The organism is Ideonella sp. BN130291, assembly GCF_036231905.1.
GTDB lineage: Bacteria > Pseudomonadota > Gammaproteobacteria > Burkholderiales > Burkholderiaceae_C > CAMLIZ01.
On the sequence record NZ_JAZARE010000009.1, the window covers coordinates 106,694 to 131,190 of the forward strand.

21 protein-coding genes and 1 riboswitch are annotated in these 24,497 nt (G+C 69.4%); of the genes, 13 read left to right on the forward strand and 8 right to left on the reverse strand.

The window, feature by feature from the left end; all coding sequences use genetic code 11:
• Positions 1-2: 2 nt before the first annotated feature.
• Both VPH43_RS19540 and VPH43_RS19545 read left to right on the forward strand, forming a co-directional pair.
• Positions 3-359 (forward strand): translation initiation factor Sui1, encoded by a 357-nt coding sequence (locus VPH43_RS19540; RefSeq protein ID WP_328579425.1) that lies wholly within the window; start codon positions 3-5, stop codon positions 357-359.
• Between the two features lie 109 nt (positions 360-468).
• Complete coding sequence (locus VPH43_RS19545) at positions 469-1,176, forward strand: glutathione S-transferase N-terminal domain-containing protein (RefSeq protein WP_328579426.1); 708 nt, start codon at positions 469-471, stop codon at positions 1,174-1,176.
• Positions 1,177-1,200: 24 nt separating this feature from the next.
• Here VPH43_RS19545 and VPH43_RS19550 read toward each other — a convergent pair whose 3' ends face one another.
• On the reverse strand, positions 1,201-2,217 hold the full coding sequence (locus VPH43_RS19550) for a hypothetical protein (RefSeq protein ID WP_328579427.1): 1,017 nt from the start codon (positions 2,215-2,217) through the stop codon (positions 1,201-1,203).
• Between the two features lie 141 nt (positions 2,218-2,358).
• Here VPH43_RS19550 and upp point away from each other — a divergent pair, with 141 nt between their 5' ends.
• Positions 2,359-3,009 carry a uracil phosphoribosyltransferase gene (upp, locus tag VPH43_RS19555; protein ID WP_328579428.1) on the forward strand — a complete coding sequence of 217 codons (651 nt, stop codon included), beginning with the start codon at positions 2,359-2,361 and terminating at the stop codon, positions 3,007-3,009.
• Positions 3,010-3,027: 18 nt separating this feature from the next.
• Here upp and atpE read toward each other — a convergent pair whose 3' ends face one another.
• Complete coding sequence (atpE, locus tag VPH43_RS19560) at positions 3,028-3,267, reverse strand: F0F1 ATP synthase subunit C (RefSeq protein WP_328579429.1); 240 nt, start codon at positions 3,265-3,267, stop codon at positions 3,028-3,030.
• A 110-nt stretch (positions 3,268-3,377) separates the two neighbouring features.
• Between atpE and VPH43_RS19565 the strand changes: the two genes are divergently transcribed.
• The 3 genes from VPH43_RS19565 (at position 3,378) to VPH43_RS19575 (ending at position 6,702) form a co-directional block, all read left to right on the forward strand.
• Positions 3,378-4,658, forward strand: coding sequence for an amidohydrolase family protein (locus tag VPH43_RS19565; RefSeq protein ID WP_328579430.1), 1,281 nt, complete (start codon positions 3,378-3,380; stop codon positions 4,656-4,658).
• An 85-nt stretch (positions 4,659-4,743) separates the two neighbouring features.
• Positions 4,744-5,373, forward strand: a complete 630-nt coding sequence (locus VPH43_RS19570; RefSeq protein WP_328579431.1) for a glutathione S-transferase family protein — start codon at positions 4,744-4,746, stop codon at positions 5,371-5,373.
• Positions 5,374-5,454: 81 nt separating this feature from the next.
• A complete protein-coding gene (locus VPH43_RS19575; protein ID WP_328579432.1) occupies positions 5,455-6,702 on the forward strand; it encodes a PEP-CTERM sorting domain-containing protein in 1,248 nt (415 codons plus the stop codon).
• Here the strand turns inward: VPH43_RS19575 and VPH43_RS19580 are convergent, their stop codons facing one another.
• Positions 6,703-8,448 carry an FMN-binding glutamate synthase family protein gene (locus VPH43_RS19580; RefSeq protein ID WP_328579433.1) on the reverse strand — a complete coding sequence of 582 codons (1,746 nt, stop codon included), beginning with the start codon at positions 8,446-8,448 and terminating at the stop codon, positions 6,703-6,705. It abuts the gene before it with no gap.
• A 112-nt stretch (positions 8,449-8,560) separates the two neighbouring features.
• The gene (locus VPH43_RS19585) at positions 8,561-11,668 is read right to left on the reverse strand and encodes a transglycosylase domain-containing protein (RefSeq protein WP_328579434.1); all 3,108 of its coding nucleotides are present in this window, start codon (positions 11,666-11,668) and stop codon (positions 8,561-8,563) included.
• 49 nt (positions 11,669-11,717) lie between these two features.
• Positions 11,718-11,795: riboswitch (SAM riboswitch) on the forward strand.
• Between the two features lie 51 nt (positions 11,796-11,846).
• On the opposite strand from VPH43_RS19585, the gene metX reads away from it, so the two are divergent.
• Complete coding sequence (gene metX / locus VPH43_RS19590) at positions 11,847-12,983, forward strand: homoserine O-succinyltransferase MetX (RefSeq protein WP_328579435.1); 1,137 nt, start codon at positions 11,847-11,849, stop codon at positions 12,981-12,983.
• A 1-nt stretch (position 12,984) separates the two neighbouring features.
• Entirely contained in the window at positions 12,985-13,569 is a 585-nt protein-coding gene (gene metW / locus VPH43_RS19595) for a methionine biosynthesis protein MetW (protein WP_328579436.1), read from the forward strand.
• Positions 13,570-13,578: 9 nt separating this feature from the next.
• On the opposite strand, the gene VPH43_RS19600 is transcribed toward metW, so the two are convergent.
• Together VPH43_RS19600 and VPH43_RS19605 are read right to left on the reverse strand one after the other, a co-directional pair.
• Complete coding sequence (locus VPH43_RS19600) at positions 13,579-14,274, reverse strand: hypothetical protein (RefSeq protein ID WP_328579437.1); 696 nt, start codon at positions 14,272-14,274, stop codon at positions 13,579-13,581.
• 112 nt (positions 14,275-14,386) lie between these two features.
• A complete protein-coding gene (locus VPH43_RS19605) occupies positions 14,387-15,223 on the reverse strand; it encodes an enoyl-CoA hydratase-related protein (protein ID WP_328579438.1) in 837 nt (278 codons plus the stop codon).
• Positions 15,224-15,348: 125 nt separating this feature from the next.
• Between VPH43_RS19605 and VPH43_RS19610 the strand changes: the two genes are divergently transcribed.
• Complete coding sequence (locus VPH43_RS19610) at positions 15,349-16,221, forward strand: alpha/beta hydrolase (RefSeq protein ID WP_328579439.1); 873 nt, start codon at positions 15,349-15,351, stop codon at positions 16,219-16,221.
• A 104-nt stretch (positions 16,222-16,325) separates the two neighbouring features.
• Entirely contained in the window at positions 16,326-17,801 is a 1,476-nt protein-coding gene (locus VPH43_RS19615; RefSeq protein WP_328579440.1) for a M20 family metallopeptidase, read from the forward strand.
• A 62-nt stretch (positions 17,802-17,863) separates the two neighbouring features.
• Here VPH43_RS19615 and VPH43_RS19620 read toward each other — a convergent pair whose 3' ends face one another.
• Positions 17,864-18,217 carry a hypothetical protein gene (locus tag VPH43_RS19620; RefSeq protein WP_328579441.1) on the reverse strand — a complete coding sequence of 118 codons (354 nt, stop codon included), beginning with the start codon at positions 18,215-18,217 and terminating at the stop codon, positions 17,864-17,866.
• 133 nt (positions 18,218-18,350) lie between these two features.
• Here VPH43_RS19620 and VPH43_RS19625 point away from each other — a divergent pair, with 133 nt between their 5' ends.
• Entirely contained in the window at positions 18,351-19,418 is a 1,068-nt protein-coding gene (locus VPH43_RS19625; protein WP_328579442.1) for a LysR family transcriptional regulator, read from the forward strand.
• Positions 19,419-19,427: 9 nt separating this feature from the next.
• On the opposite strand, the gene VPH43_RS19630 is transcribed toward VPH43_RS19625, so the two are convergent.
• Positions 19,428-20,483 (reverse strand): aminoglycoside phosphotransferase family protein, encoded by a 1,056-nt coding sequence (locus VPH43_RS19630; protein ID WP_328579443.1) that lies wholly within the window; start codon positions 20,481-20,483, stop codon positions 19,428-19,430.
• Positions 20,484-20,685: 202 nt separating this feature from the next.
• Here VPH43_RS19630 and VPH43_RS19635 point away from each other — a divergent pair, with 202 nt between their 5' ends.
• Positions 20,686-23,070, forward strand: a complete 2,385-nt coding sequence (locus VPH43_RS19635) for an LPS-assembly protein LptD (protein WP_328579444.1) — start codon at positions 20,686-20,688, stop codon at positions 23,068-23,070.
• Positions 23,063-24,397: a peptidylprolyl isomerase gene (locus tag VPH43_RS19640; protein ID WP_328579445.1), complete on the forward strand. Its 1,335-nt coding sequence runs from the start codon at positions 23,063-23,065 to the stop codon at positions 24,395-24,397. The genes VPH43_RS19635 and VPH43_RS19640 overlap by 8 nt, the downstream gene beginning before the upstream one ends.
• Positions 24,398-24,497 lie beyond the last annotated feature (100 nt).

Here is a 24,497-nt window from a genome sequence, read left to right on the forward strand (position 1 = left end):
GCATGCCGAAACCAACGTCAGGCGGCCTGGTGTATTCCACCGAAGGCGGCCGCATGTGCCCCAGCTGCCGGCGGCCGCTGGCGCAGTGCGTGTGCCAGCAGCGCATGCGGCCTGCCGGTGACGGCGTGGTGCGTGTCAGCCGCGAGACCAAGGGCCGCGGCGGCAAGGCGGTGACCTTGGTGCGTGGCGTTGATGCCGACGATGCGGGCCTGGCCGCGCTGGCCAAGCGCCTGAAGGCCGCCTGCGGCTCGGGCGGCACGGTGAAGGACGGCGTGATCGAGGTGCAAGGCGACCATGTGGACACGGTGATGGCGCTGCTTGTGAAGGACGGCCGGGTCGTCAAGCGCGCGGGCGGTTGAGCCGGGTGCGGCCCATTGCCCCACAGCGTTCAAGGCTTCATGGTCGCGCGGCCGCATGAGTGCGGGCGCGCCACAACAATGCCGCGCAGCAACGACGCACGGAGAACCCATGGCCGACCTTTCGCACTTCGCCATCACCCGCAAGTGGCCCGCCCAGCACCCGGACCGCATCCAGCTGTATTCCCTGCCCACGCCCAACGGCGTGAAGGTGTCCATCCTGCTGGAGGAGACCGGGCTGCCCTATGAGCCGCACCTGGTGCGCTTCGACACCAACGACCAGCTCTCGCCGGAGTTCCTGTCGCTCAACCCGAACAACAAGATCCCGGCCATCATCGACCCCAACGGGCCGGACGGTGAGCCGCTCACGCTGTTCGAGTCAGGCGCCATCCTGATCTACCTGGCCGACAAGGCGGGGCAGTTCATTCCGAAGAAGGCTTCGGCCCGCTACGAGACGATCCAGTGGCTGATGTTCCAGATGGGCGGCATCGGGCCGATGTTCGGCCAGCTGGGTTTCTTCCACAAGTTTGCCGGCCGGGAGTACGAGGACAAGCGCCCGCGCGACCGCTACGTGGCCGAAAGCAAGCGCCTGCTGGGCGTGCTCAACCAGCGCCTGGCCGGGCGCGAATGGCTGATGGGCGACGAATACACCATCGCCGACATTGCCACCTGGCCGTGGGTGAACAACCTGGTGGGTTTTTATGAAGCCGGCGACCTGGTGGGCATCAACGACTTCCCGCATGTGCAGCGCGCGGTCAAGGCCTTCGTCGCGCGCCCGGCGGTCAGCCGCGGCCTCAACATCCCGAAGCGGCCGACCTGAGCATCGCGCAGGCGGCCGCGCCAGTCAGGGCCGCGCCTGCATGAGCAGCGCCTCGATGCGGGTGAGCAGCGCCGGGTTCCTCACCGTGCGCCCGGTGACGAGCAAGGCCACGTTGTCGGCCAGCGTCTCCTCGGGATGGATGATGTAGCCGGTGTTGCCGCCCAGCTGGCGCAGGTAGTCCGGCAGGGCGCGCGGCGCATGCCAGGCCGGTGCGCCACCGCGCATCACCGGCGTCGTGGGCCGGCCGGGTGCAGCCTCCACCTCCAGCAGCCGCACGTCCATCACGTCGAAGAAGGTCTCGCCCGGCTGGAGCTCGGTGCGGCGCGCCACCAGCAGCGGCATCACGTCGGCCTTGCGTCCGTCCGGCAAGGTCACCGACATCGCATGCCGGTCCAACGGCGCATCAGGGTTGGCAATGCGCGAAGGCAGCCAGGGCGCGGGCCATTGCAGCGCGTCCACCGGCCGAAAGCCGATGGCGGCGTAGAGCGCGCTGGCCCAGCCGGGCTGGTGGCGCGAGGCCACGTGGAACAGCTCGTGGGCCAGCACGAAGGGGATGCTGTCCCCCTCCAGCCGCGCGTCACGCGGCAGGAATACGGCATTCGCGCGGGTGTAGGGCGCGTGGGCGGCATCCTTGCCGTTGGTGCGCACCAGCAGCACCTCCGGCGGCAACGGAATCTTCAGCTCCGCGAAGCGGCCGGCCAGGCTGCCCAGCGCCTGTTGCCAGGGCTGGCGTTCTTCGTCGGTCCAGGGCAGCACGGTGGCCGACAGTGCCGCGATGAAACGGTCCAGCGCCACCGGCGGCGTGGTGCCCAGCGTGGCGGCACGCTGGAATTCGCTGGTGGCTGCCGTCCAGTCGTCCAGCGCGCTGATCAGGCGCCGGCCCTCGTCCACGCTGGCAAAACGCACCGTGGTGCCGGGGATGCCGGTGAACGGCGCGGCGTCCCGCGCCAGCACGGCGGAGGCGGACATCGTGCCGCCCAGCAGCACGGCGGCCGCGCCAGCCAGCCAGCGGCGGCGGGAGGCGGAGATCGTCTTGTTCATGGGCCTGCTCCCTGTGGTTGAGTGGGCGCCATGCTAGCGGCCGCCGCCTCGCCTGCGCCGCGCGGCCCCCCGTGCCCGCCCGATGGAGTTGCGGCCCCTGCGCGCGTATGCTGGCCCGCACCCTGGCTGCCTTCATCCGCCATGAGCACTGCCACCGCCGACCTTGCCACCGTCCACCACGTCACCCATCCGCTGATCCAGCACAAGCTGACGCTGATGCGGCAGAAGGACCGCAGCACCAACAGCTTCCGGCGCCTGCTGGGCGAGATCAGCATGCTGATGGCCTATGAGGTGACACGCGACATGCCCACCTCGCTGATCGAGATCGAGACGCCGCTGGAAACGATGATGAGCCCGGTCATCGACGGCAAGAAGACCGTGTTCGTGAGCATCATGCGCGCGGGTGCGGGCTTCCTCGACGGCATGCTGAATGTGGTGCCCGGTGCACGCATCGGCCACATCGGCCTGTACCGCGACCCCAGGACGCTGGTGGCGGTGGAGTACTACTTCAAGATGCCGGCCGACATGCACGAGCGTGATGCCATCGTGCTGGACCCGATGCTGGCCACCGGCAACTCCGCCGTGGCGGCGGTGGACCGGCTGAAGGAAACCAACCCGAAATCGATCCGCTTCGTCTGCCTGCTGGCCGCGCCCGAGGGCCTGCGGAACTTCCAGGCCAACCATCCCGATGTGCCGGTGTACGTGGCGGCCATCGACCGCCAGCTCAACGAACATGGCTACATCGTGCCGGGCCTCGGGGATGCGGGCGACCGCCTGTTCGGCACGAAGTGAGGCGGCCGCGGCTTTGGGCTACTTGAACGGGCTGGCCGTCGCGAACCACAGCCCGATGCCGGTGGCGATGAGGAAGGCGCCGTCCAGCACGCCCACCATCAGGAAGGCCTTGCCCTGCAGGGCATCCATCAGCTCGGGCTGGCGGGCCGAGGCCTCCAGGTACTTGCTCGCCATCAGCCCGATGCCGATGCACGAGCCGATGGCGCCCAGGCCGATCATGTGGCCGACCGCGAGGGGCAGAAGTTCGCTGCTGCTCATGTGCTCTCCTTGGTGGTGAATCCTGTTTCGTTGCTGCCATGGTGCGGCGGGCGCAGCAGCGTGTCGATGACCTCGGAGGTCATGGACACGCTGTGGTAACTTGCCTCACGATGGCAACTGTTTTCCTCCGTGGCGCCACGCTGCCGGACGGCCGCACCGGGCAGGATGTGCTGTGCGAAGCCGGCCGCATCGTGGCGGTAGGCCCCGCGCTCAGCGCACCACCGGGCGCGGAGGTCATCGACGCACAAGGCTGGCTGCTGAGCCCACCCTTCGTGGATGCCCACTTCCACATGGACGCGACGCTCAGCCACGGCCTGCCGCGGGTGAACGCCAGCGGCACCCTGCTCGAAGGCATCGCGCTGTGGGGCGAGCTCAAGCCGACGCTGGTGCAGGACGCGATCGTCGAGCGCGCGCTGCAGTACTGCGACTGGGCCGTGGCCAAGGGCCTGCTCGCCATCCGCACCCATGTGGACGTGTGCGACGACCGCCTGCTGGCGGTGGAAGCGCTGCTGCAGGTGAAGCAACAGGTGCGGCCCTACGTCGACCTGCAACTGGTGGCCTTTCCGCAGGACGGCGTGCTGCGGTCGCCCGGCGCGCTGGCGAACCTGAAACGCGCGCTCGACATGGGCGTGGACGTGGTGGGCGGCATACCGCACTTCGAGCGCACCATGCAGGAGGGTGCGGACAGCGTGAAGCTGCTGTGCGAGCTGGCAGCCGAACGCGGGCGGCCGGTGGACATGCACTGCGACGAGACCGATGACCCGATGTCGCGCCACATCGAGACGCTGGCCTTCCACACCCACCGCCTCGGCCTGCAAGGGCGGGTGACCGGCTCGCACCTCACGTCCATGCACTCGATGGACAACTACTATGTGTCCAAGCTGATTCCGCTGATGGCCGAGGCCGGCGTGCATGCGGTGGCCAACCCGCTGATCAACATCACGCTGCAAGGCCGGCACGACAGCTACCCCAAGCGCCGCGGCATGACGCGGGTGCCCGAGCTCATGGCGGCCGGCGTGACGGTGGGCTTCGGCCACGACTGCGTCATGGACCCGTGGTACAGCCTCGGCTCGGGCGACATGCTGGAGGTGGCCCACATGGGCCTGCACGTGGCGCAGATGACCTCGCTGGCCGGGCAGCAGGCCTGCTTTGACGCGGTGACGGTCAACAGCGCCCGCATCCTCGGCCTGCAGGGCTACGGCCTGGTGCCCGGCTGCCGCGCCGACTTCGTGCTGCTGCAGGCGCGCTCGCCGGCCGAGGCGATCCGCCTGCGGGCGCAGCGCCTGCTTGTGGTGCGCGCCGGCGAGGTGCTGGTGCGCTGCGCGCCCGCCACGGCAGAACTGCGCCTGCCCGGCCGCCCCGCCACCGTGGACTGGACCCTGCAGCGTTAGGGGGAAGCCCCGGAATACGGGTCCGGCCGAAGGAAGCGCTTGGCTAGAATCGAGCGCACAGGGAAGTCGTTTCGACTACAACACCATGAAACTCATCGGATCGCTCGCCAGCCCGTACGTGCGCAAAGTGCGCGTCGTCATGGCGGAGAAGAAGCTCGACTACCAGCTCATCCTGGAAGACGTGTGGGCGAGCGATGCCATCACGAAGATGAACCCGCTGGGCAAGGTGCCCTGCCTGGTGATGGAAGGCCAGGACGCCATCACCGGTGCGATGTTCGATTCGCGCGTGATCGTGGAATACGTGGACACGCTGTCGCCGGTCGGCAAGCTGATTCCGCCCACTGGGCGCGAGCGCGTGGAAGTGCGCACCTGGGAGGCCCTCGCCGACGGCCTGATGGACGCGGCCATCCTGGCCCGCCTGGAACAAACCTGGTCCGGCCGCAATGACGACGAACGCAGCGACGCCTGGGTGAAGCGCCAGATGGGCAAGGTACACGGCGCGGTCAAGGCCATGAGCCAGGGCCTGGGCGAGAAGAACTGGTGCTCCGGCAACCACTTCAGCCTGGCCGACATCTCGGTGGGCTGCGCACTCGGCTACCTGGACTTCCGCTTCCCGCAGATCGACTGGCGCGCCGACTACCCCAACCTCGCCAAGCTGCATGAGAAGCTGGCCGCGCGGCAGAGCTTCATCGACACCCAGCCCCCCCAAGGCTGAAGCGGCGGTCTCATCAGTTCTGAGGATGCGCTGCCTCGGGGCGGCGCCGTAGCGTGGGCGCCTTCACTCAGGAGGTCTGCCATGTTGTCTTCTCGCTTGCGCCACGCGCCGGCCGGCATCGCGCTGGCGCTGCTTGCCGCCATCGGCCCGGCCCACGCCACGATCGATCTCGTGCCAGGCACCTTGAACATGTTCCGCGACACGCGCGGCGCTAACGACGTGGGCGTGGCGCAGGGTGACCGCTTCCAGTTCGGCGCGGACATCGTGGGCGGCTCCCTCGGCGTGACCTTGGCTGCGCTGTACCCGCCCACCGGGTTCACCGTGTCGCGCGTGGCTTGCGATCCGTTGGCGGTCAATGCCGGCTTCTGCGCCAACAGCACGGTCTTCAACGGGGGGCGCCTCGACCCCTGGCGCCTGACCTTCCAGCGCGGCAGTGACACGCTGAACGTCATGGGGCCGGCGCTGCTGGGCACCGAGTCCGCGGTGCCGTTCCCGGTCAGCGTCACGCTGTCCGGCGGTGGGCTGCACCCGACGGTCTCATGGACCATCCCGGGCGGCTTTGCGCCCAATGGGTTCCGGATCAACATCCGGGACAAGCACCAGCTCACGCCCTCCGGCCAGCCGGACATCATCCACAGCGTGGCCATCGCGCCGAGCGCCACCTCGTACACCATCCCGTCGCTGCTGAGTTCCGGGCAGCAGCTGGCCTTCGGCGGCCAGTACTCGATCAACCTGCAGCTCATCGAGACCCGCGGCCACGTGGACTTCACCGGCAACAACGCGGAGATCCTGCGTCGATCGAGCTCGTTCTTTAACTTCACGCCGCTGTCCGGCGACCAGCCCCCCGATGTGGCCCTGCCCACCGTGGTCAACGGCGTGTACAACTTCCACGTGCTGAACGTGGGGCCGGCCAGCACGACCTTCATCGACCCGGTGGTGGCGGTGGGCTATGACTATGCCGTGGGCGCGGGCGATCCCAACTTCGGCTCGGTGCTGCTGCCCAATGTCGGCGACGGCAACTTCCTGCTGCAGTACACGCTGAACGGAAGCACCGTGCAGACCACCCTGGCCCATGACACGCAGTTCTTCTTCCCGCAAGGCGGCGTCGGCGCGTTCCGCGTGAGCGAGATCGAAGCATCGGCCGGGCTGGATCCTGGCAACACCACGGCGTTCATCACCGGGCTAACCTTTGCGGCCAACGGCGACTTCACGGGCACGATGACGCCGATCACCTTGCTGGTGCCGGTGCCCGAGCCGTCCAGCGTGGCCCTGCTGCTGACGGGCTTGCTGGCCACGGGCGGGGTGTCGCGGCGGCGGCGCAGCCGATAGCTACGAGAGCAACACGTCCACCGGCGGCGCCGCCGCCGGCGGCGTGGCGGCGCTCACCGCGCCGATGCGTTCGTCGGCGAACCCGTCGCCCGCCGGCGCGGCTGCCGCGTTCAGCGGCTCGAAGCTCGCCGCCTGCGCCATCGGCCAGTAGAGCTGGAACACCATGTGCGGCCACTCGGTGTTGCCCCGCTCGGCCGCCAGCAGGGCACCCGGTTTCACGAAGGTCAGCTCATTGGCCAGCAGCTTCACCTCGTGGCTGGCGGTGCGCCGCACGATGTGCGCGGGGGTGATCTGGTTCGGATGCTTCAAGCCGGCGGCCTGCACCAGCTCCTTCAGTGCGACCAGCGTGTTCTGGTGGAAGCGGAACACACGCTCGCTCTTGCTTGGCACCACCAGCGCCTTCTGGCGCTGCGGGTCCTGCGTGGCCACGCCGGTGGGGCAGTGGTCGGTGTGGCAGCTCTGGCTCTGGATGCAGCCCAGCGCGAACATGAAACCGCGCGCCGCGTTGCACCAGTCGGCGCCCAGCGCCATCATGCGCGCGATGTCGAAGGCGCTCACCACCTTGCCGGCGCAGCCGAGCTTGATGCGCGAGCGCAGGTTCAGGCCCACCAGCGTGTTGTGCACCAGCAGCAGGCCTTCCTGCAGCGGCGCGCCCACATGGTCGGTGAACTCCAGCGGCGCCGCGCCGGTGCCGCCTTCCGCGCCATCCACCACGATGAAGTCGGGTGTGATGCCGGTGGCCAGCATCGCCTTGGCGATGGCGAACCATTCCCATGGATGGCCGATGCACAGCTTGAAGCCGGTGGGCTTGCCGCCCGAGAGCTCGCGCAGCCGGTCGATGAAACGCAGCATCTCCACCGGCGTGGCAAAGGCGCCATGGCGCGCCGGCGACACGCAGTCCACCCCCGGTGTCACCCCACGTGCAGCCGCGATCTCCAGGCTCACCTTGGGGCCGGGCAACACGCCGCCATGGCCGGGCTTGGCGCCCTGGCTGAGCTTGAGCTCGATCAGCTTCACCTGCGGATCGCGGGCGCTGGCCGCGAAGCGTTCCGCGCTGAAGCTGCCATCGTCATTGCGGCAGCCGAAGTAGCCGGAGCCGATCTCCCAGATGAGGTCGCCGCCGTGGGTGCGGTGGTGCACGCTGATCGAGCCTTCGCCGGTGTCGTGGGCAAAGTGGCCGCGCTGCGCACCGGCGTTGAGCGCCTGGATGGCGTTGGCGCTCAGGGCGCCGAAGCTCATGGCCGAGATGTTGAACACCGAGGCCGAATAGGGCTGGGCCCGGCCTGCGCCGATCAGCACCCGGAAGTCGTGCGTGGGCAGCTCGGTGGGCGCCAGCGAATGGTTGATCCACTCATAGCCGTGCGCGGCCACGTCGAGCTGGGTGCCGAAGGGCCGCTTGTCCTGCTCCCCCTTGGCACGCTGGTACACCAGCGAACGTTGCTGGCGCGAGAACGGCGCGGCGTCGCTGTCGCTTTCGATGAAGTACTGCCGCATCTCCGGCCGGATGAATTCCAGCAGGAAGCGCAGGTGCCCGATCACCGGGTAGTTGCGCAGGATGGAGTGGCGCTGCTGGCGCACGTCGTGCAGCCCGGTGATCACACCAGCCAGGCCCAGCAGTGCGATGCCGCCACCCATGTGGAAGGCCACCCAGGTGAAGGCGCCCAGCAGCGCAGCGATGGCGCAGCCCAGCCACGTCAGGTAGCGGATCGGAAAGTGGCGGTCGAGCGCAAACAACCAGGCAGGCATGGCCGACCCTCCTCGGATCACGGGACACCGGCTGCATTCTGGGTGCAGGTGGGCTGGTGCAATGCGCGGGACAACACCCGGATCACCGGCCAGTTGTGAGCGGCCCTGCCACTCAGCGCTGCGCCGTCAGCGTGCGGCAGCTGGCCTGCTGGCCATCGACCATCGGCATGAGCGCGGGCACCAGCGTCTTCAGCAGCTGCGACGGCATGGCGCTGGTGAACTTGTAGCGTGCCGCGAAGGGCTCGTGCACGTAGGCCATCATGGTGCCGTAGTAGCGGTCGCCGATGTAGAACACGAAGGTGGCGGTGCGGTTCACCACGCGGGAGGACACCAGCCGCCCGCCTGCGCCGTAGGTGTCGAAGCGGTGGTCGCCGGTGCCGGTCTTGCCACCCACCTGCGCCACGCTGCCGTCGCGCAGGGTGAAGGCGTTCTTCAGGCGCTTGGCAGTGCCTTCTTCCACCACGCCGGCCAGCGCGTCGCGCACCGCGTCGGCCACCGCCACCGGCAGCAGGCGCTCGCCCTTGGAAGGCTGGCGGTCCATGCGGGTTTCGTAGGGCGTGCCGCGGGCGAACTCCACCGACTGCACCCGCACCACCGGCAGCCGCACACCGCGGTTGACGATGATGCCCATCAGCTCGGCCAGCGCCGCCGGCCGGTCGCCGGAGGCGCCCAGCGCCGCGGCGTAGGAGGGTGTGAGCGCCTCGAAGGGATAGCCCAGCCGCTTCCAGCGCTTGTGGATCTCGGCAAAGGCCTCCTGCTCCACCAGCTGGCGGATGCGCGAGTCCTGCGCGCCCTTGTGGCGGGTCTTGAACAGCCATTCGTACACGTCCTGGCGCTGCGCCTTGCTGGCGGCCACCACCTCGCTGAAGGGCGCGCCCGGATGGTGGCGCAGGTAGCCCACCAGCCACAGCTCCAGCGGATGCAGGCCGGCGAGGTAGCCGCGGTCGGCCAGCGACCAGCGCTCGGGGCCGTACTTGTCATAGAGCGACTGCACGGTGCCGTCGCTGAGCTTGTCCTTGCCCAGGCGCTTGTCCAGGAACTCGTCCAGGTCCTGCGCATCGGCGCTGGGCTCCAGGCCGAAGAAGGCGCTGGACAGGCGCACCGGCGTGGTCTTGCGCTGGAGCAGCAGCTCTTCCGCTTCCTCCGGCGTCTTGCCCTGGTACTTGCGGTAGAAGCGGGAGAGGAACTCGCGCCCCTCCTTATCGGCAAAGCGGGCCAGGTACTCGCGCCGCGCCGGGGCGTCCGGGTCGTCCAGCAGGGCGGCGCTGGCCTTGGCCGACTTGCTCATCACGTGGTAGACCACGTCGCGCATGATGCGGATGAACGATAGGTTCACCGAGTGTTTGAGCGCGTCGCGCACCGAGTAGGACTTGAAGTCCTCCTCGCGTTCGAAGTTCACGAAGTGGTGCGCCCCCCCGCCGGTGAAGAAGGTTTCGCCCGGGCTGCCGGAATAGCTGCGCTCCATGGCCGCGTTCATCAGCGCCTTCAGGCTCTTGTCCTCGGCATGCAGCAGCTGCTCGCGCACCCAGCGGCCAAGCTGGTCCTTGGGGTGCACCTCCTCGGCCGCCAGCATGATGGGATCGAGCTGGCTCCACTTGGCATGCATCTCGGCGATCACCTCCAGGTAGGTGACCAGCGTGCGCAGCTTGGAGGTGGAGCCCAGGTCCAGGCGGGCGCCTTCGTTCAGGTCGAAGGGCTGGTCCACGTTGTCGGTCTGCACCCGCAGCAGGTTCACACCGTTGCCACGCTCGAACAGGGTGAAGCTGAAGACCAGCTTGCTGGTGTCGTCGCCTTCGTTGAGCAGGCGAAAGCCGTACAGGCCGGCGGCCTTGGCGGATTCCGGGTTCTTCAGGCTGCGCAGCAGCTGGGTGGCGGCCAGCTGCACCTGGCCGTCCAGCGTGCTGCGGGCTTGCAGGTCCAGGCGGTCCAGGTCGTAGGCACGTGCCACGTCCAGCAGGCCGGAGAGCTTGGCACGCACCGCGGTGGCGGCCTTGCGTTCCACGAAGGAGGCCGGTTCGTCGGGCGGTGTCTGCTGCTGCAGCTTCAGCTTGATCGGCAGGGCGGCATCGCGCAGCTCGGGTGGAATGATGCCGGCGTCGGCCATCACGCGCAGGTAGCTGTTGGCCAGCGGCGCCAGGTCGGCCTCGCCCTCCACCAGGTAGTGCGAGGGCCGGCGCTGGGCGATCATCAGCGACAGCGCCTGCTTGAAGGCCAGCGCCTGCTCCGGCAGCAGCGCATGCCGGAAGGCCAGCGAGCGGCGCTGCTGCGGTGTCAGTGAGCCCGGGCGGCCCAGGGGCTGGCGCAGCAGCCGGTTCACCTCGTCGAAGTCGCGCCCGTACCACGCCCACAGGCCGTCGCCCAGGCCGTTGACCTCGCCGAAGCCGGGCTTGGCCGACAAGGGCACGGTGTTGAGGTAGCTGGTGACCACGTGGCGGCGCCAGTTCAGCGTGTCCTCGCCGTCCAGGTAGGCGCGGATCGAGGCGGTGGCCATCTGGCGCAGCTTCTCGCGGCCGGAGTCGGTGCGGCCCTCCGGCGAATGGCGGTACTTCTCGATCTGGGTGGCCAGGGTGCTGCCGCCGGGCGCGTGATGGGAGTCGTCCACCAGGTGGCGCGCCTGGTCGAGCGCCGCCTTGGTGAAGCGGTCCCACTCCACCGCCGGGTTGCGCATCGGCCGGGACTCATCCAGCAGCTCCCGGTTCTCGATGAAGAGCAGGGCGTTCACCAGCACCGGCGGCACCGCTTCGAAACCGGGGTACACCCGCTCGGGGTAGTGCGCGGCATACAGCGGTTGGCCACGACAGTCGGCCAGCTGCAGGCCGGCCTGGTCCTTCTCGTGGTACGGGGCGAAGAGGCCGCGGTCGCGCAGGTCCAGCATGCGCGCCGACATGCGCGCCTGCGCCGTGACGCTGAACCCCTGGCTGCCCAGCCGCTCGATGAAACGCGGCAGCTGGTGGTAGCCCATGCGGGTGTCGTAGGGGCCGGGGCCGGGGAAGCGGATGGCCGGGCTAGGGCCGGGCTCCACCTTGAACGCCAGCTCCTGCGCCAGGCCGTGCAGCCGGGCCGCCTGGCGCCGCGAGGTCTGGAACTCGTCCACCACCACGGCCACCACGCCAAGCACCACGAGCAGCAGCAGCCATGGAAGCAGCTGACGGAATTTTTTCCAGGCAGACAAGGGCGCGGGGGACTGCACGAGCGAACGCGAACGCGAAGACGACAACATGACCATACCAAGAGCAGGCCGCAAACACTGTCGGCGCGGCGCTACACTTGCCGCCAACAGCGCCGATTTGTCCCGGCTTGCGGGCGCTTAAGAAATTCCGCTAAAGAGAGGCACGGCACCACCCGGTCTCGACCCCACAGCGAGCCGGGTGTTCGTCTTTTGCAAGCCGTTGTTTTCCATGTCCCCTTCGGTTGGACACGTCGTACCGCAGCAGCTTGACTTCAGCGAGCCCCTGCCGCTGAAGAGCGGCGCACGCCTCCTCGACTACACCCTGGTCTACGAGACCTACGGCAAGCTCAATGCCGACAAGAGCAACGCGGTGCTGGTGTGCCACGCGCTCAACGCCTCCCACCATGTGGCCGGCACGTATGAAGGCCAGCCGCGCAGCGAGGGCTGGTGGGACAACCTGGTGGGCCCGGGCAAGCCGCTGGACACGAACCGGTTCTTCGTGATCGGCGTCAACAACCCCGGCTCCTGCTTCGGCTCCACCGGCCCCATGCACCCCAACCCGGCCACCGGCCAGCCGTATGGGGCGGACTTCCCGGTGGTGACGGTGGAAGACTGGGTGGACGCGCAGGCCCGCCTGCTGGACCGGCTGGGCATCGGCCAGCTGGCCGCCGTGCTGGGCGGCAGCCTGGGCGGCATGCAGGCGCTGAGCTGGGCGCTGCGTTACCCCGAGCGCCTGCGCCACTGCATCGGCGTGGCCACCGCGCCCAACCTGTCGGCGCAGAACATCGCCTTCAACGAGGTGGCCCGGCGCGCCATCGTCACCGACCCGGACTTCCATGGCGGCCACTTCTATGCCCATGGCGTGGTGCCGCGGCGCGGCCTGCGCGTGGCGCGCATGATCGGCCACATCACCTACCTGTCCGACGACGTGATGGCCAGCAAGTTCGGCCGCGAGCGCCAGGCCGATGCCAAGGGCTACAGCACCCACGACATCGAGTTCCAGGTGGAGAGCTACCTGCGCCACCAGGGGGACAAGTTCAGCGACTACTTCGACGCCAACACCTACCTGCTCATCACCCGGGCGCTGGACTACTTCGACCCCGCCCGCGAGCACGGCGGCGACCTGGCCGCGGCCTTTGCGGTGGCGAAGGCGAAGTTCCAGCTCGTGAGCTTCAGCACCGACTGGCGCTTCTCGCCAGCGCGCTCGCGGGAGATCGTGAAGGCCCTGGTCGACAACCGCATCGACGTGAGCTATGCCGAAATCGACGCGCCGCACGGCCACGACGCCTTCCTGCTGGACGACCCGCGGTACCACGGCGTGCTGCGGGCGCGCTTCGACCTGATCGCGCAGGAGTTTGGTGCCTGAGATGAGCGAGAGAAAAGACCTGGAACTGATCGCCGAGATGGTCCCGGAGGGCTCGAGGGTGCTGGACCTCGGCTGCGGCACCGGCGAGCTGCTGGCCCACCTGTGCAAGCACCGCGGCTGCTCGGGTTATGGCATCGAGATCGCGGACGCCAACGTGCTGGCCTGCACCCAGCGCGGCGTCAATGTGATCCAGCTCAACCTGGAAGAAGGCCTGGCGCTGTTCGACGACCGCAGCTTCGACGTGGTGCTGCAGCTGGACACGCTGCAAAACCTGCGCAACACCGAGAAGATGCTGATCGAGACGGCGCGGGTGGGCCGCATCGGCATCGTGAGCTTTCCCAACTTCGCCCACTGGCCCAACCGCTTCGCCATCTTCCGCGGCCGCATGCCGGTGACCAAGACCTTGCCGTACCAGTGGTACGACACACCCAACATCCGGGTGGGCACCTATGCGGACTTCGAGGTGCTGGCGCGCAAGAACGGCTTGCGGGTGCTGGACAGCTTCGGCTTGGCACACGGAGAACCGATCCGCCGCTGGCCCAACCTGCGGGCGGCGACGGCGGTGTTCAAGTTCGACCGGGGCTGAGAAGAACGGTCACCACTTCGAGCGGTAATAGACCATCGGGCCGCCGTGTTTGGTGCGCAGCTGCAGCTGGGACGTGGAGCTCAGCTGCATGCCGAAGGCACCGCTGCGCATGTCGAAGCCCAGCTTGGACTTGTTTTCCCGGAACTGCAGCTCCACCCGGGCGTTGTACGAGCGGCGCTCGCTGGCCGGCGTGTTGGCTGACGCGTCGTAGGCGCTCCAGGCACCCACATCGACACGGCGGTCGCCCAGCCAGTTGGTGCGCAGGCGCACACCGACTTCGGGCACCAGCGTCGTGCCGGCAGTGCGCGGATCGACATAACCCACCGGGCTGCGGGCCAAGCCGTTCTGCACCGCGCCCATGCCCATGCTCAGGCCCACGGCGGCCCGGTTGCCGGCCGTCGGCGCCCAGTGCACATAACGCACCTGCACGGAGGATGTGTCGTTCCAGGGGGCTGCATCGGCCCGGACGGCGGGTTGCCGGCTGGTGACCTCCACCGCGGCGCGAGCTTGCTCGCGGTCGGTGCGCCACTGCGTCGGGCCGGTGGGCACTTCCGCGCTGGTGCTCGGCAGGGTGGCCAGGGCGTCGCGGCCCGGCTCCGCCCACACCGCCGTGCTCACCACCAGCAATGACAGCGCCGCGAGCACCGCGGCGACGTGACGCAACCGGGGATGGCTGTGTGCAAGGGCTGTCGACGGGGTGTTCATGGCACGTCTCACTGAGGTGGCATCAACCAATGGCAATCAGTGTGCGCGCCCGCCGCCGCCGTGTATGTCCGCCGGGTGTGCGACCTGTTGTAAGTAGGCGCTGACGCTGGCGCTACGGCAGCCGGGCGATGGGGGCCAGCGGCGGAAAGTCGGCCGGGCGTTTGTCCTTCCAGGCCGCGATGGCGCGGCCCATCTCTTCGACGTCGAAGATCGCGCTTTGCAGCAGCGTCATCTGCTGCAGGGCGGCGGCGGTGCCGTGGTCGCGCGCATGGTTGAGCGCCAGCTTGCTGCCGGCGATGGCCAGCGGGCTCTTGGCGGCAATCGCCTGGGCCAGCTCCCGCGCCCGCGCCCGCAGCGCCGCCGCGTCGGGCAACACCGCGTTGACCAGCCCCACCGCCAGCGCCCGGTCGGCGCCCAGCCGCTCGCCGGTGTAGGCCATCTCGCGCGCCACGCCGGGTGGCACGATCCTGGGCAGGCGCTGCAGCACGCCCAGGTCGGCGGCCATGCCGAGGTGGATCTCCTGCAGGGTGAAAAAAGCGTCGGCGCTGCACAGGCGGATGTCGGAAGCGCAGGCCAGGTCCAGGCCGCCGCCGATGCAGCCGCCCTGCACCGCGCAGATCACCGGGAAACGGGCTTCGTCCAGCACGTCGAAACAGGCCATCAGGCGCCGCAGCGATTCCTGGAAGCTCAGGCGGGCGCGTGCCGAGCGGGTGTCCAGCATGGCGTCGTCGGCGCCGAACACGTCCAGCGCCATGCCGGCCGAAAAGTGCTTGCCGGTGGAGCTGATCACCAGCACGCGCGCCTGGCCCTCGTCCTGCAGGTCGCGTACCGCGTCGCGCAGGGCGGGAAAGAACGCGGGCGCCATGGTGTTCAGGCGGTCCGGCCGGTTCAGTTCCAGTTGGGCGATGCCGCTGGCGGCATCCAGTTGCAGGCTGAAGAAGTCGTTCATGGCGGGTGCAAAAGCAGCGGTGGTGCAGCGTAACCAATGGATTGGCCGCCACGGTCACCGAAGCGACAGCTCACCCCAGGAAAACCGCCCTGGCCGGAGCCCGGCCGCTGCCTACACTCGCGCCCATGCCTGCCCTTCAAACCGACGACGGCCTGCCCCTCCACCTGCGCCAGTGGGCGCCCGCGGGCTCCGTGGCGCGAGGCACCGTGCTCATCGTGCATGGGCTGGGTGAACACATCGGCCGCTACGAGCATGTGGCGGCCGCGCTCACGGCGGACGGCTGGCAGGTGGCCGGGTACGACCAGCGTGGCCACGGCGCTTCGGGTGGGCCGCGCGGCTCCATCGCCCGGCCCGACGACCTGCTGCGCGACCTGGCGCGGGTGATCGACCTGCTGCGCGGGCAGGGCGCCGGCCCGCTGGTGCTGCTGGGCCACAGCATGGGCGGGCTGGTGGCCGGCCGCTTCGTGGCCGAAGGGCAGAATGCCCGCGCCGCCGACTGGTACCGGCCGGTGGACGCGCTGGTGATGTCCTCGCCCGCGCTGGACCCCGGCATGCGCGCCTGGCAGAAGGCGCTGCTGGCGGTGGCGGAACCGCTGTTTCCGGGCTTGGCCGCCGGCAACGGGTTGAACGCCGGCTGGATCTCGCGCGACCCGAAGGTCGTCGCGGCCTACAAGGCCGATCCGCTGGTGCACGATCGCATCGTGCCGCGCCTCGCGCGCTTCATCGTCGACGCAGGCCAACTGGTGCGCGAGCGCGCGCCGCACTGGGCGCTGCCCACCTTGCTGCTGTATGCCGGGGCCGACCGTTGCGTGGCGCCCGCCGGCAGCGCGGCCTTTGCCGCCGCAGCGCCGGCCGCCGTGGTCGAGAACCACTGCTACGCCGCGCTGTTCCACGAGATCTTCAACGAGCCTGAGCAGGCGCAGGTGCTGCAGCGGCTGGCCGACTGGCTGGACCGCCGGGTGCAGCAGCCGGCGCCGCTGGCACGCGCCTCGGCCTGAGGTGGGCGGGCCGGGCAACCCGGCTGCGCCAGGGGTTGATCGGGTGGTGTCCGCGGGGGGTGGCGCCCTACACTGGCCGTTTCACCCAACGCCGTAGCCCGCCCATGAACGCCCGTGACCCCCTGTTGCCGCTGCAGCCCGACGAGGCTGGTGCGCTGGCCGCTTTTGCCGAGCGCACCTGGGACGAAGAGATCGTTCCCGCGCTCACCCACTACATCGCCATCCCGGCCAAGAGCCCGATGTTCGATGCCGACTGGGCCGGCAACGGCCACATCGACCGCGTGGTGCGCGATGCCGCGGCCTGGGTTGAGAGCAAGAAGGTGGCGGGCCTGACGCTGGAGGTGATCCGCCTCGAAGGCCGCACGCCGCTGATCTACTTCGAGGTGCCCGCCACCAAGGCCGGCAGCACCGACACGGTGGTCATGTACGGCCACCTGGACAAGCAGCCGGAATTCAACGGCTGGCGCCGCGACCTCGGCCCCTGGACGCCGAAGTACGAAGACGGCCTGCTCTATGGCCGTGGCGGCGCCGACGACGGTTATGCCATCTACGCCTCCATCACCGCACTGCTGGCGCTGGACAAGCAGGGCCTGCCGCGCCCGCGGGTGGTGGGCCTGATCGAGACCTGCGAAGAAAGCGGCTCCTTCGACCTGCCCGCCTACCTGGACCTGCTGCGCCCGCGCCTGGGGAACGTCAGCCTCGTGGTGTGCCTGGACTCCGGTGCCGGCAACTACGACCAGCTCTGGCTCACCACCTCGTTGCGCGGCAACATCACTGGCACGCTGAAGGTGGAGATCCTCACCGAAGGCATCCACTCCGGCGACGCCAGCGGCCTGGTGCCGTCCAGCTTCCGCATCCTGCGCCAGGTGCTGGACCGGCTGGAGGACAGCAAGACGGGGCACCTGCTGCCCGAGAGCTTCCACTGCAACATCCCGGCCGACCGCATCGAGCAGGCCAAGGCCACCGCCGCCATCCTGGGCGACGAGGTGTGGAAGCGTTATCCCTGGGCCTGCGGCGCCGATGGCGGCCCCACGCTGCCAACCACCACCGACCCGGTGCAAGGCTTGCTGAACCGCACCTGGCGCCCCACCTTGAGCGTCACCGGCGTGGACGGCATGCCGGCACTGCAGAACGCGGGCAACGTGCTGCGGCCCTTCACCGCTTTCAAGCTCAGCCTGCGCCTGCCGCCGCTGGTGGACGCGAACGAAGCCGCGATGAAGCTCAAGGCCCTGCTGGAAGACAACGCACCCTACAACGCCAAGGTCACCTTCCAGCCCGACGGCCGCATGAACGAATACGGTGCCACCGGCTGGAACGCCCCCGGCCTGGCCGGCTGGATGGAAAAGGCACTCAACGAAGCCTCTGTCGCCCACTTCGGTGAGCCGGTGGGCTACATCGGCCAGGGCGGCACCATCCCGCTGATGAACCTGCTGCAGCAAGGCTTCCCGAAGGCGCAGATGCTCGTGTGCGGCGTGCTCGGCCCCAAGAGCAATGCGCATGGGCCGAACGAGTTCCTGCACGTGCCCTATGGCAAGCGCCTCACGGCGGCGGTGGCCCAGGTGATCGCGGCGCATCCGTGACCACCGCGTTCCAACAACAAAAAGCCCGCCGGACGGCGGGCTTTTTTCCGGGCGCTGGCGGCTCAGCGCAGGGCGGCCAGGGTGTTGCTGCGGAAAGTGTCACCACGGCGCACCGGGTGGGCCACCGCCAGCAGCTCGCCGGCCGGGATCAGGGCGTCGTTGGCGCGGGCGGCCAGCACCTCGGCCTTCACGCTGGCGCGGGCCACCAGGCTGCGCTCGCTGGTCACGCCGAAGTTCTCTTCGCCTGCGGCCAGCAGTTCCCCGGCACGCAGGGCTTGGCGGGTTTCCGCCTTCACTTCGGCGCGGCTGCGGGTGGAAGCGACGGCGGCGCTGTTGTCCAGCGTGATGTCGTCGGCCAGGGCGGAGCCGGCGGCGATGGCCAGGGCGGCGAGGGAGATGAGTTGCTTGGCATTCATGGTCAGGTCCTTTCAGTTGTTGCGTCGCGTCATGCGATGGAATGAACTGTAGGCTTTGCGTTTCGCGGGATAAATACGCATCGTTTCAATGGATGATTGCGCATTCTGGAAGAATCGGCGCTGGAGGTGACTCATGGACCGTTTGCAATCGATGCGCGTGTTCGCCAAGGTGGTGGAGCTGGGCAGCCTGGCGGCAGCCGCGCGGGAGCTCGATCTCTCGCCCGCGGTGGTGACCCGCCTGCTCGCCGACCTGGAAGCGCACCTCAACGTGCGCCTGCTCAACCGCACCACGCGCCGGCTCGCGCTCACCGAGGTGGGCGAGGCCTACCTGGATCGGGTGCGCCAGATCCTGTCCGAGCTCGATGAGGCCGAGGCGCTGGCCATGGCGTCCACCCGCGAGCCGCGTGGTGAGCTGCGCCTGCTGATGCCGCCGCCCTTTGCGGCACACCAGTTCGCCAAGCACCTGCCGAAGTTCCGCGCTCGCCACCCCAAGGTGACGATCGACCTGGAGGTGCGTTCCGGCCCGATCGAGACGGCCGACGAGGGCTGCGACGTGTCGGTGATCGTCAGCGGGCGGCACCGGCCGCTGCGTGGCGACTTCGTGGCCCGGCTGCTCGCCCGCACTGAGGTGATCGTGTGCGCCACGCCGGAGTACCTGGACCGGCGCGGCCGGCCACAGCATCCGCGCGAGCTGGTGGAGCACGAGGCGCTGGTGCCGGTGCTGCCCAACGTGCCGCGCGAGTGGGTGTTCCAGAGTGGCGCCTGGGGCGACGACGAACCGGGCGGCGACACGACGACCATCTCCTTGCAGGGCGCGCTGTCCACCAACCACATCGACACCCTGTTTGCGGCCGCGCTGGCCGGCATGGGCATCGTGGGCCTGCCGTCGTTCATGCTGGAGGACGCGCTGCTCGAGGGCGTGCTCGAGCGTGTGCTGCCGCACTGGCGGCTGATGGACTTCCACATCTACGCCGCCATGCCCTCGCGCAAATACATGCCGGCGCGCACGCGGGCCTTCATCGACTTCCTGGTGGAAACCTTTGGCGGCGAAGACCGCGACCCCTGGCTGGCGGCCGCCGGCTGCGAAACCTCCGGCTCGGCCGGCAGCTGCCTGTTGCAAGCGGCGACGCCGGGGCTGGAGCCGGCCGCCGCGGTTCAGGCCGAGGGCGGCTGGGCGCAGTTCACCGCATCCGCGGGCTGAGGCACGGCATCAGAAGGTGTAGCCGGCCTGCACCGTGGCGCCGCTCAGCGGCTCGATCAGGGGCAGCAACGGCTGCAGCGGCCGGTAGCGCAAGGCCACCTTGGTGGCGTAGGCAAAAAAGCGCGGCAAGTCCTGCGCATAACGCGCCTTGCCGTCGCGGTGCTTCAGGCGGCAGAAGATGCCCAGCACCTTGAGGTGGCGCTGCAGGCCCATCCACTCCAGCGCCCGCCAGAACTCGCCGAAGTCCTCGCCCACCGGCAGGCCGACGCGGCGCGCCTGCTCCCAGTAACGCACCGCCCAGTCGATCTCGCGCTCCTCGTCCCACGACAGGAAGGCATCGCGCAGCAACGAGGCCACGTCGTAGGTGATGGGGCCGCGCACCGCGTCCTGGAAGTCCAGGATGCCGGGGTTCGGGTCGGCCACCATCAGGTTGCGCGGCATGTAATCGCGGTGCACCGCGACCGTGGGCTGCGCCAGCGCGCTGTCGATCAGCAACTGGCACACACGCTGCCACTGGCTGCGCTGCGCGTCCGTCCAGGTGACGTTGAATTCGCGCGCCACGCACCAGTCGGGGAAAAGGTCCAGCTCGCGTTGCAGCAGCGCCGCATCGTAAGGCGGCAGCGTGGCCGGGTCCACCGCCTGCTGGAAGCGCACCAGCGCCTGCACCGCATCGCGCATCAGGCGGTCGGCCTGGGCGCTGGAGGCCTCGCGCAGCTGGTCCAGGTACAGCGCGTTGCCCAGGTCGCTGAGCAGCAGGAAGCCTTGCCCGGCGTCGCATTCAAGGATCTCGGGCGCATGCAGGCCGGCGTGTTGGATCAGCCCGGCGATGTGCACGAAGGGGCGCACGTCCTCCTGCGGCGGCGGCGCATCCATCACGATGAAGGAGGCTTGCGCCGACTGCACGCGCAGGTAGCGCCGGAAGCTGGCATCGGCCGAGGCCGGCTGCAGCGTGTCCAGCCGCAGGCCGCGGGCCTGCGCAATGGGCGCGAGCCAGCGCTCGAAAGCCGCCTGCCGGGCCGGGTCGGCCCAGGTGACGGCGGTGGGGGAAGGGGCGGAGGCGCTCATGGAAAATCGCTTTGTGTCGCGGGCCGTTGCGCCCCGGGCGCAAGCCGAAGGCGCTGAAGGCGCCGGCCGAAGAGATAATCGATCGATTCTACAAACCGCTTCCCCGGCGCGATGGCCCCGCGGGAACCGCATCCGCGGCGCGGCGCCAACAATCCCACTGCTTTCGCTCGCTTTCTTGCGCACCTCGGTTCGGCTTTCATCGATGTCTGGTGGTCCGCGCCGCAGCCCCTTGGCTGCGGCGGCCTTGGCCATGCTGGCGCAGGCCGCCCTGGCACAGGCGCAGCCCGAGGCGCTGCCCGGCACCACGCTCAAGGTATCGCCCGAGCTGCGGCCGGCCTCTCGGCGCGACGGCTCGGCGCCGCTGCCCATCATCCTGCTGGCTGACAAGATCCAGGGGCGCCCCGACCTCGACGCCTTTGCCGAAGGCCATGTGGAGATGCGGCGCGACGGCACCGTGGTGCGCGCCGACCGCTTCACCTATGACGTGGCCGATGACCTGGCCAAGGCCAGCGGCAACGTCAGCATCAGCCGTGACGGCAACCGGTTCAGCGGGCCGGAGCTGCAGCTGCACGTGCAGCGCTTCGAAGGCTTCTTCGTGCAGCCGGACTACTACCTGGCGGTCACCCAGGCCGGTGGCCATGCGGAGCGGGTGAACTTCATCGGCCCGCAGCGCGCTGAAGCGATCAACGCCACCTACACGAGCTGCCCGCGCGACGGCTCGCAGGACCCGGCCTGGCTGCTGAGCACCGACCGGGTGCGCATGGATTTCGAGACCAACACCGGCATCGCCGAAGGGGCGGTGGTGCGTTTCTACGGCGTGCCCATCCTGGCCGCGCCGGTGCTCAGCTTCCCGCTCACCGACGACCGCAAGTCCGGCTGGCTGCCGCCCAGCATGAACCTGGACAGCAAGAGCGGCGTCGAGCTGGGCGTGCCGTACTACTGGAACATTGCGCCCAACCGAGACGCCACCTTCACGCCGACGGTGATGACCCGCCGCGGCGTGGCGCTGGACACCGAGTTCCGCTACCTGCAGCCCGGCTTTCGCGGGCGCGTGGACTGGAACGTGCTGCCCAACGACCGCCTGACCGGGCGCTCGCGCCAGGCGGTGCTGTTCGAGCACGAAGGCGACACCGTCGGCGCGGTGCACTACCGTGCCGACCTGCTACGCGTGTCCGACGATGGCTACTGGCGCGACTTCCCCCGTGCGGTGCCTTCGCTCACGCCGCGCCTGCTGCCGCTGGACGTGCAGGCCGACCGCAACGTGTCCGCGCTCAATGGTGACTGGCGCCTGTACGCCCGGGTGCAGCGCTGGCAGCTGCTCAACCCGGACGACGGCTCCACCAGCATCGTCGCACCGCCTTACGACCGTGCCCCCCAGCTGGGATTCAGCGGCTTCGGGCGCCTGGGCGCGGGGCGCGGGGCCCTCGAATACAGCCTCGAAAGCGAGCTCAACCACTTCGAGCTGGCCGAGGGCCAGGGCACCAGCGCGCAGCGGCCCACGCGCGGCACACGCGTGCACGTGGTGAGCGCGCTGGCGTGGCCTTTCAGCCTGCCGGGCGGCTGGATCACGCCCCGGCTGTCGGTGAACGCGGCGGACTACCGCTACACCTACCGCGACGGCAGCACCGGGCCGGAACTCGAGGGCCGGGGCTCGCGCACGGTGCCTACCTTCAGTGTCGACAGCGGCATGGTGTTCGAGCGCAACAGCCGCTGGTTCGGCCGCGCGATGCGCCAGACGCTGGAGCCGCGCCTGCTCTACGTGAACACACCCTACCGCGCGCAGAGCCAGCTGCCCAACTTCGATGCGGCGGGCAAGGACTTCAACGAGATCTCGGTCTACAGCGACAACGCGTTTGCCGGCGTGGACCGGGTGTCGGACACACACCAGTTGGCTGCCGGCGTCACCACGCGCTGGCTGGACGCCCAGACCGGTGTCGAGGCGATGCGCCTGGGCATCGTGCAGCGCTACCTCTTCCGCGACCAGCAGATCACGCCGGCGCCGCAGGGCGGTGTGGCGGTCGAGGGCGAGCCACTCACCCAGCCGCTGTCGGACGTGCTGCTGCTCGCGTCCTCCACCATCTGGCCACACTGGACCGTGAGCGGGGCGGTGCAGTACAACCCCGACACGTCGCGCGTCGTGCGGTCGGTGACCGGCGTGCGCTACTCGCCCGGGCCCTTCCGCACCGTCAACCTGAACTACCGCTTCACGCGCGGCTCCCTGGAGCAGGCCGAACTCGGCTGGCAGTGGCCGATCTACCAGTCGGCCCGCGACAAGAACAGCAGCGGCTCGTGCAGCGGCAGCTGGTACGGTGTGGGCCGGCTCAACTACAGCATGCGCGACCGCCGCCTCACCGATTCGCTGGTGGGCATGGAGTACGACGCCGGCTGCTGGATCGGACGCGTGGTGGCCGAACGCGTGTCGACCGGCCGCAGCGAGGCCACCACGCGCCTGATGCTGCAGCTGGAGCTCGTGGGCCTCTCCCGGCTCGGTTCCAACCCCTTGAGGGCCTTGAAGGACAATATCCCCGGCTACCGGCTGCTGCGCGAAGAGCGTGGCAAGGATGCCGCAGGCGCCACATATGACTGAACTCGTTTCCCTTTCCCGCCGTCTGGCCCGCCGCTGGCTGCCCTTGTTGCTGGCCGCGGCCACGCTGAGCCAGGGCAGCGCCTGGGCGCAGCAGCGCGGCCCACGCGGCGGCGACTACATCGTCGCGGTCGTCAACCAGGAGCTGGTCACTGCTGGCGAGGTGGACCAGCGCGTGGGGCGCATCCGCGACACCGCCCAGCGCACCAACGCCAAGCTGCCCTCCGACCGCGAGTTGCGCCAGCAGGTGCTGGAGGCGCTGATCGAGGAGCGGGTGCTGATCACCTATGCACGCGAAACCGGCACCCGGGTCGACGATGCCGATGTCGATCGGGCCGTGCAGGGCGTGGCGCAACAGAACCAGCTCACCCTGCCGCAGCTGCGCGAGCGCCTGCGCCAGGAAGGCATGGACTACGCGCGCTTTCGCAATAGCCTGCGCGACCAGATGCTGGTGGAGCGGGTGCGCGAGCGCGAGGTGCTCAGCCGCATCAAGGTGAGCGACCCCGAGATCGACGACTTCATCAAGAAGCAGCGTGGCGCCAATGCGGCCCAGCCGGAATACAACATTGCCCAGATCCTGGTCACCGTGCCGGACGGCGCCAGCGTCGAGGTGGTGGCCGAACGCCAGGCGCGTGCCCGCGTGGCGCAGCAGCGGGTGCGCGACGGCGAGGACTTTGCCGAAGTGGCCAAGCAGATGTCCGAGGACGGCAACCGCCAGCGTGGTGGCGAAATCGGGCCGAAGCCGGCCGATCGCCTGCCGGATGTGTTTGTCGCCGCGGTGCGCGACCTGAAGCCGGGCCAGGTGGCGCCGACGCTGCTGCGCACCGGCGCCGGCTTCCACGTGCTCAAGCTGCTGGACCGCAAGGACACCGGCGGGGGCATGAGCGTCACCCAGACCCGCGCCCGCCACATCCTGCTGCGTCCGTCGGCCCAGCTGTCGCAGGACACCGCGGTCAAGCGCCTGGCGGAAATGAAGCGCCAGATCGCCTCCGGCCGCCGCTTCGAGGAGCTGGCACGCCAGCATTCCGAAGACGGCAGCGCCGCGCAAGGTGGCGACCTGGGCTGGGTGTCGCCCGGCGCCCTGGTGCCTGAATTCGAAGAGGCGATGAACCGCCTGCCCAACGGCGGCGTCTCCGATCCGGTCGTGTCGCGTTTCGGTGTGCACCTGATCCAGGTGCTGGAGCGGCGTGACGTGGCGGTGGACCCGAAGCAGCTGCGCGAGCAGGCGCGCAATGCGCTGCGCGAGCAGAAGTTCGACGAGGCCTACAACGACTGGATCCGCGACCTGCGCGCCAAGGCGTATGTGGAAATGCGCGAGCCTCCTCAGTGAACCACCCCACCCGCGGCCGGGGCGCCGAGCCCAGCGCCGGGCCGTTCCCAAGCGGGGCTCGGGCCCTCTCGGAGGGCGGGCGCCGTATTCGGCGACCGGG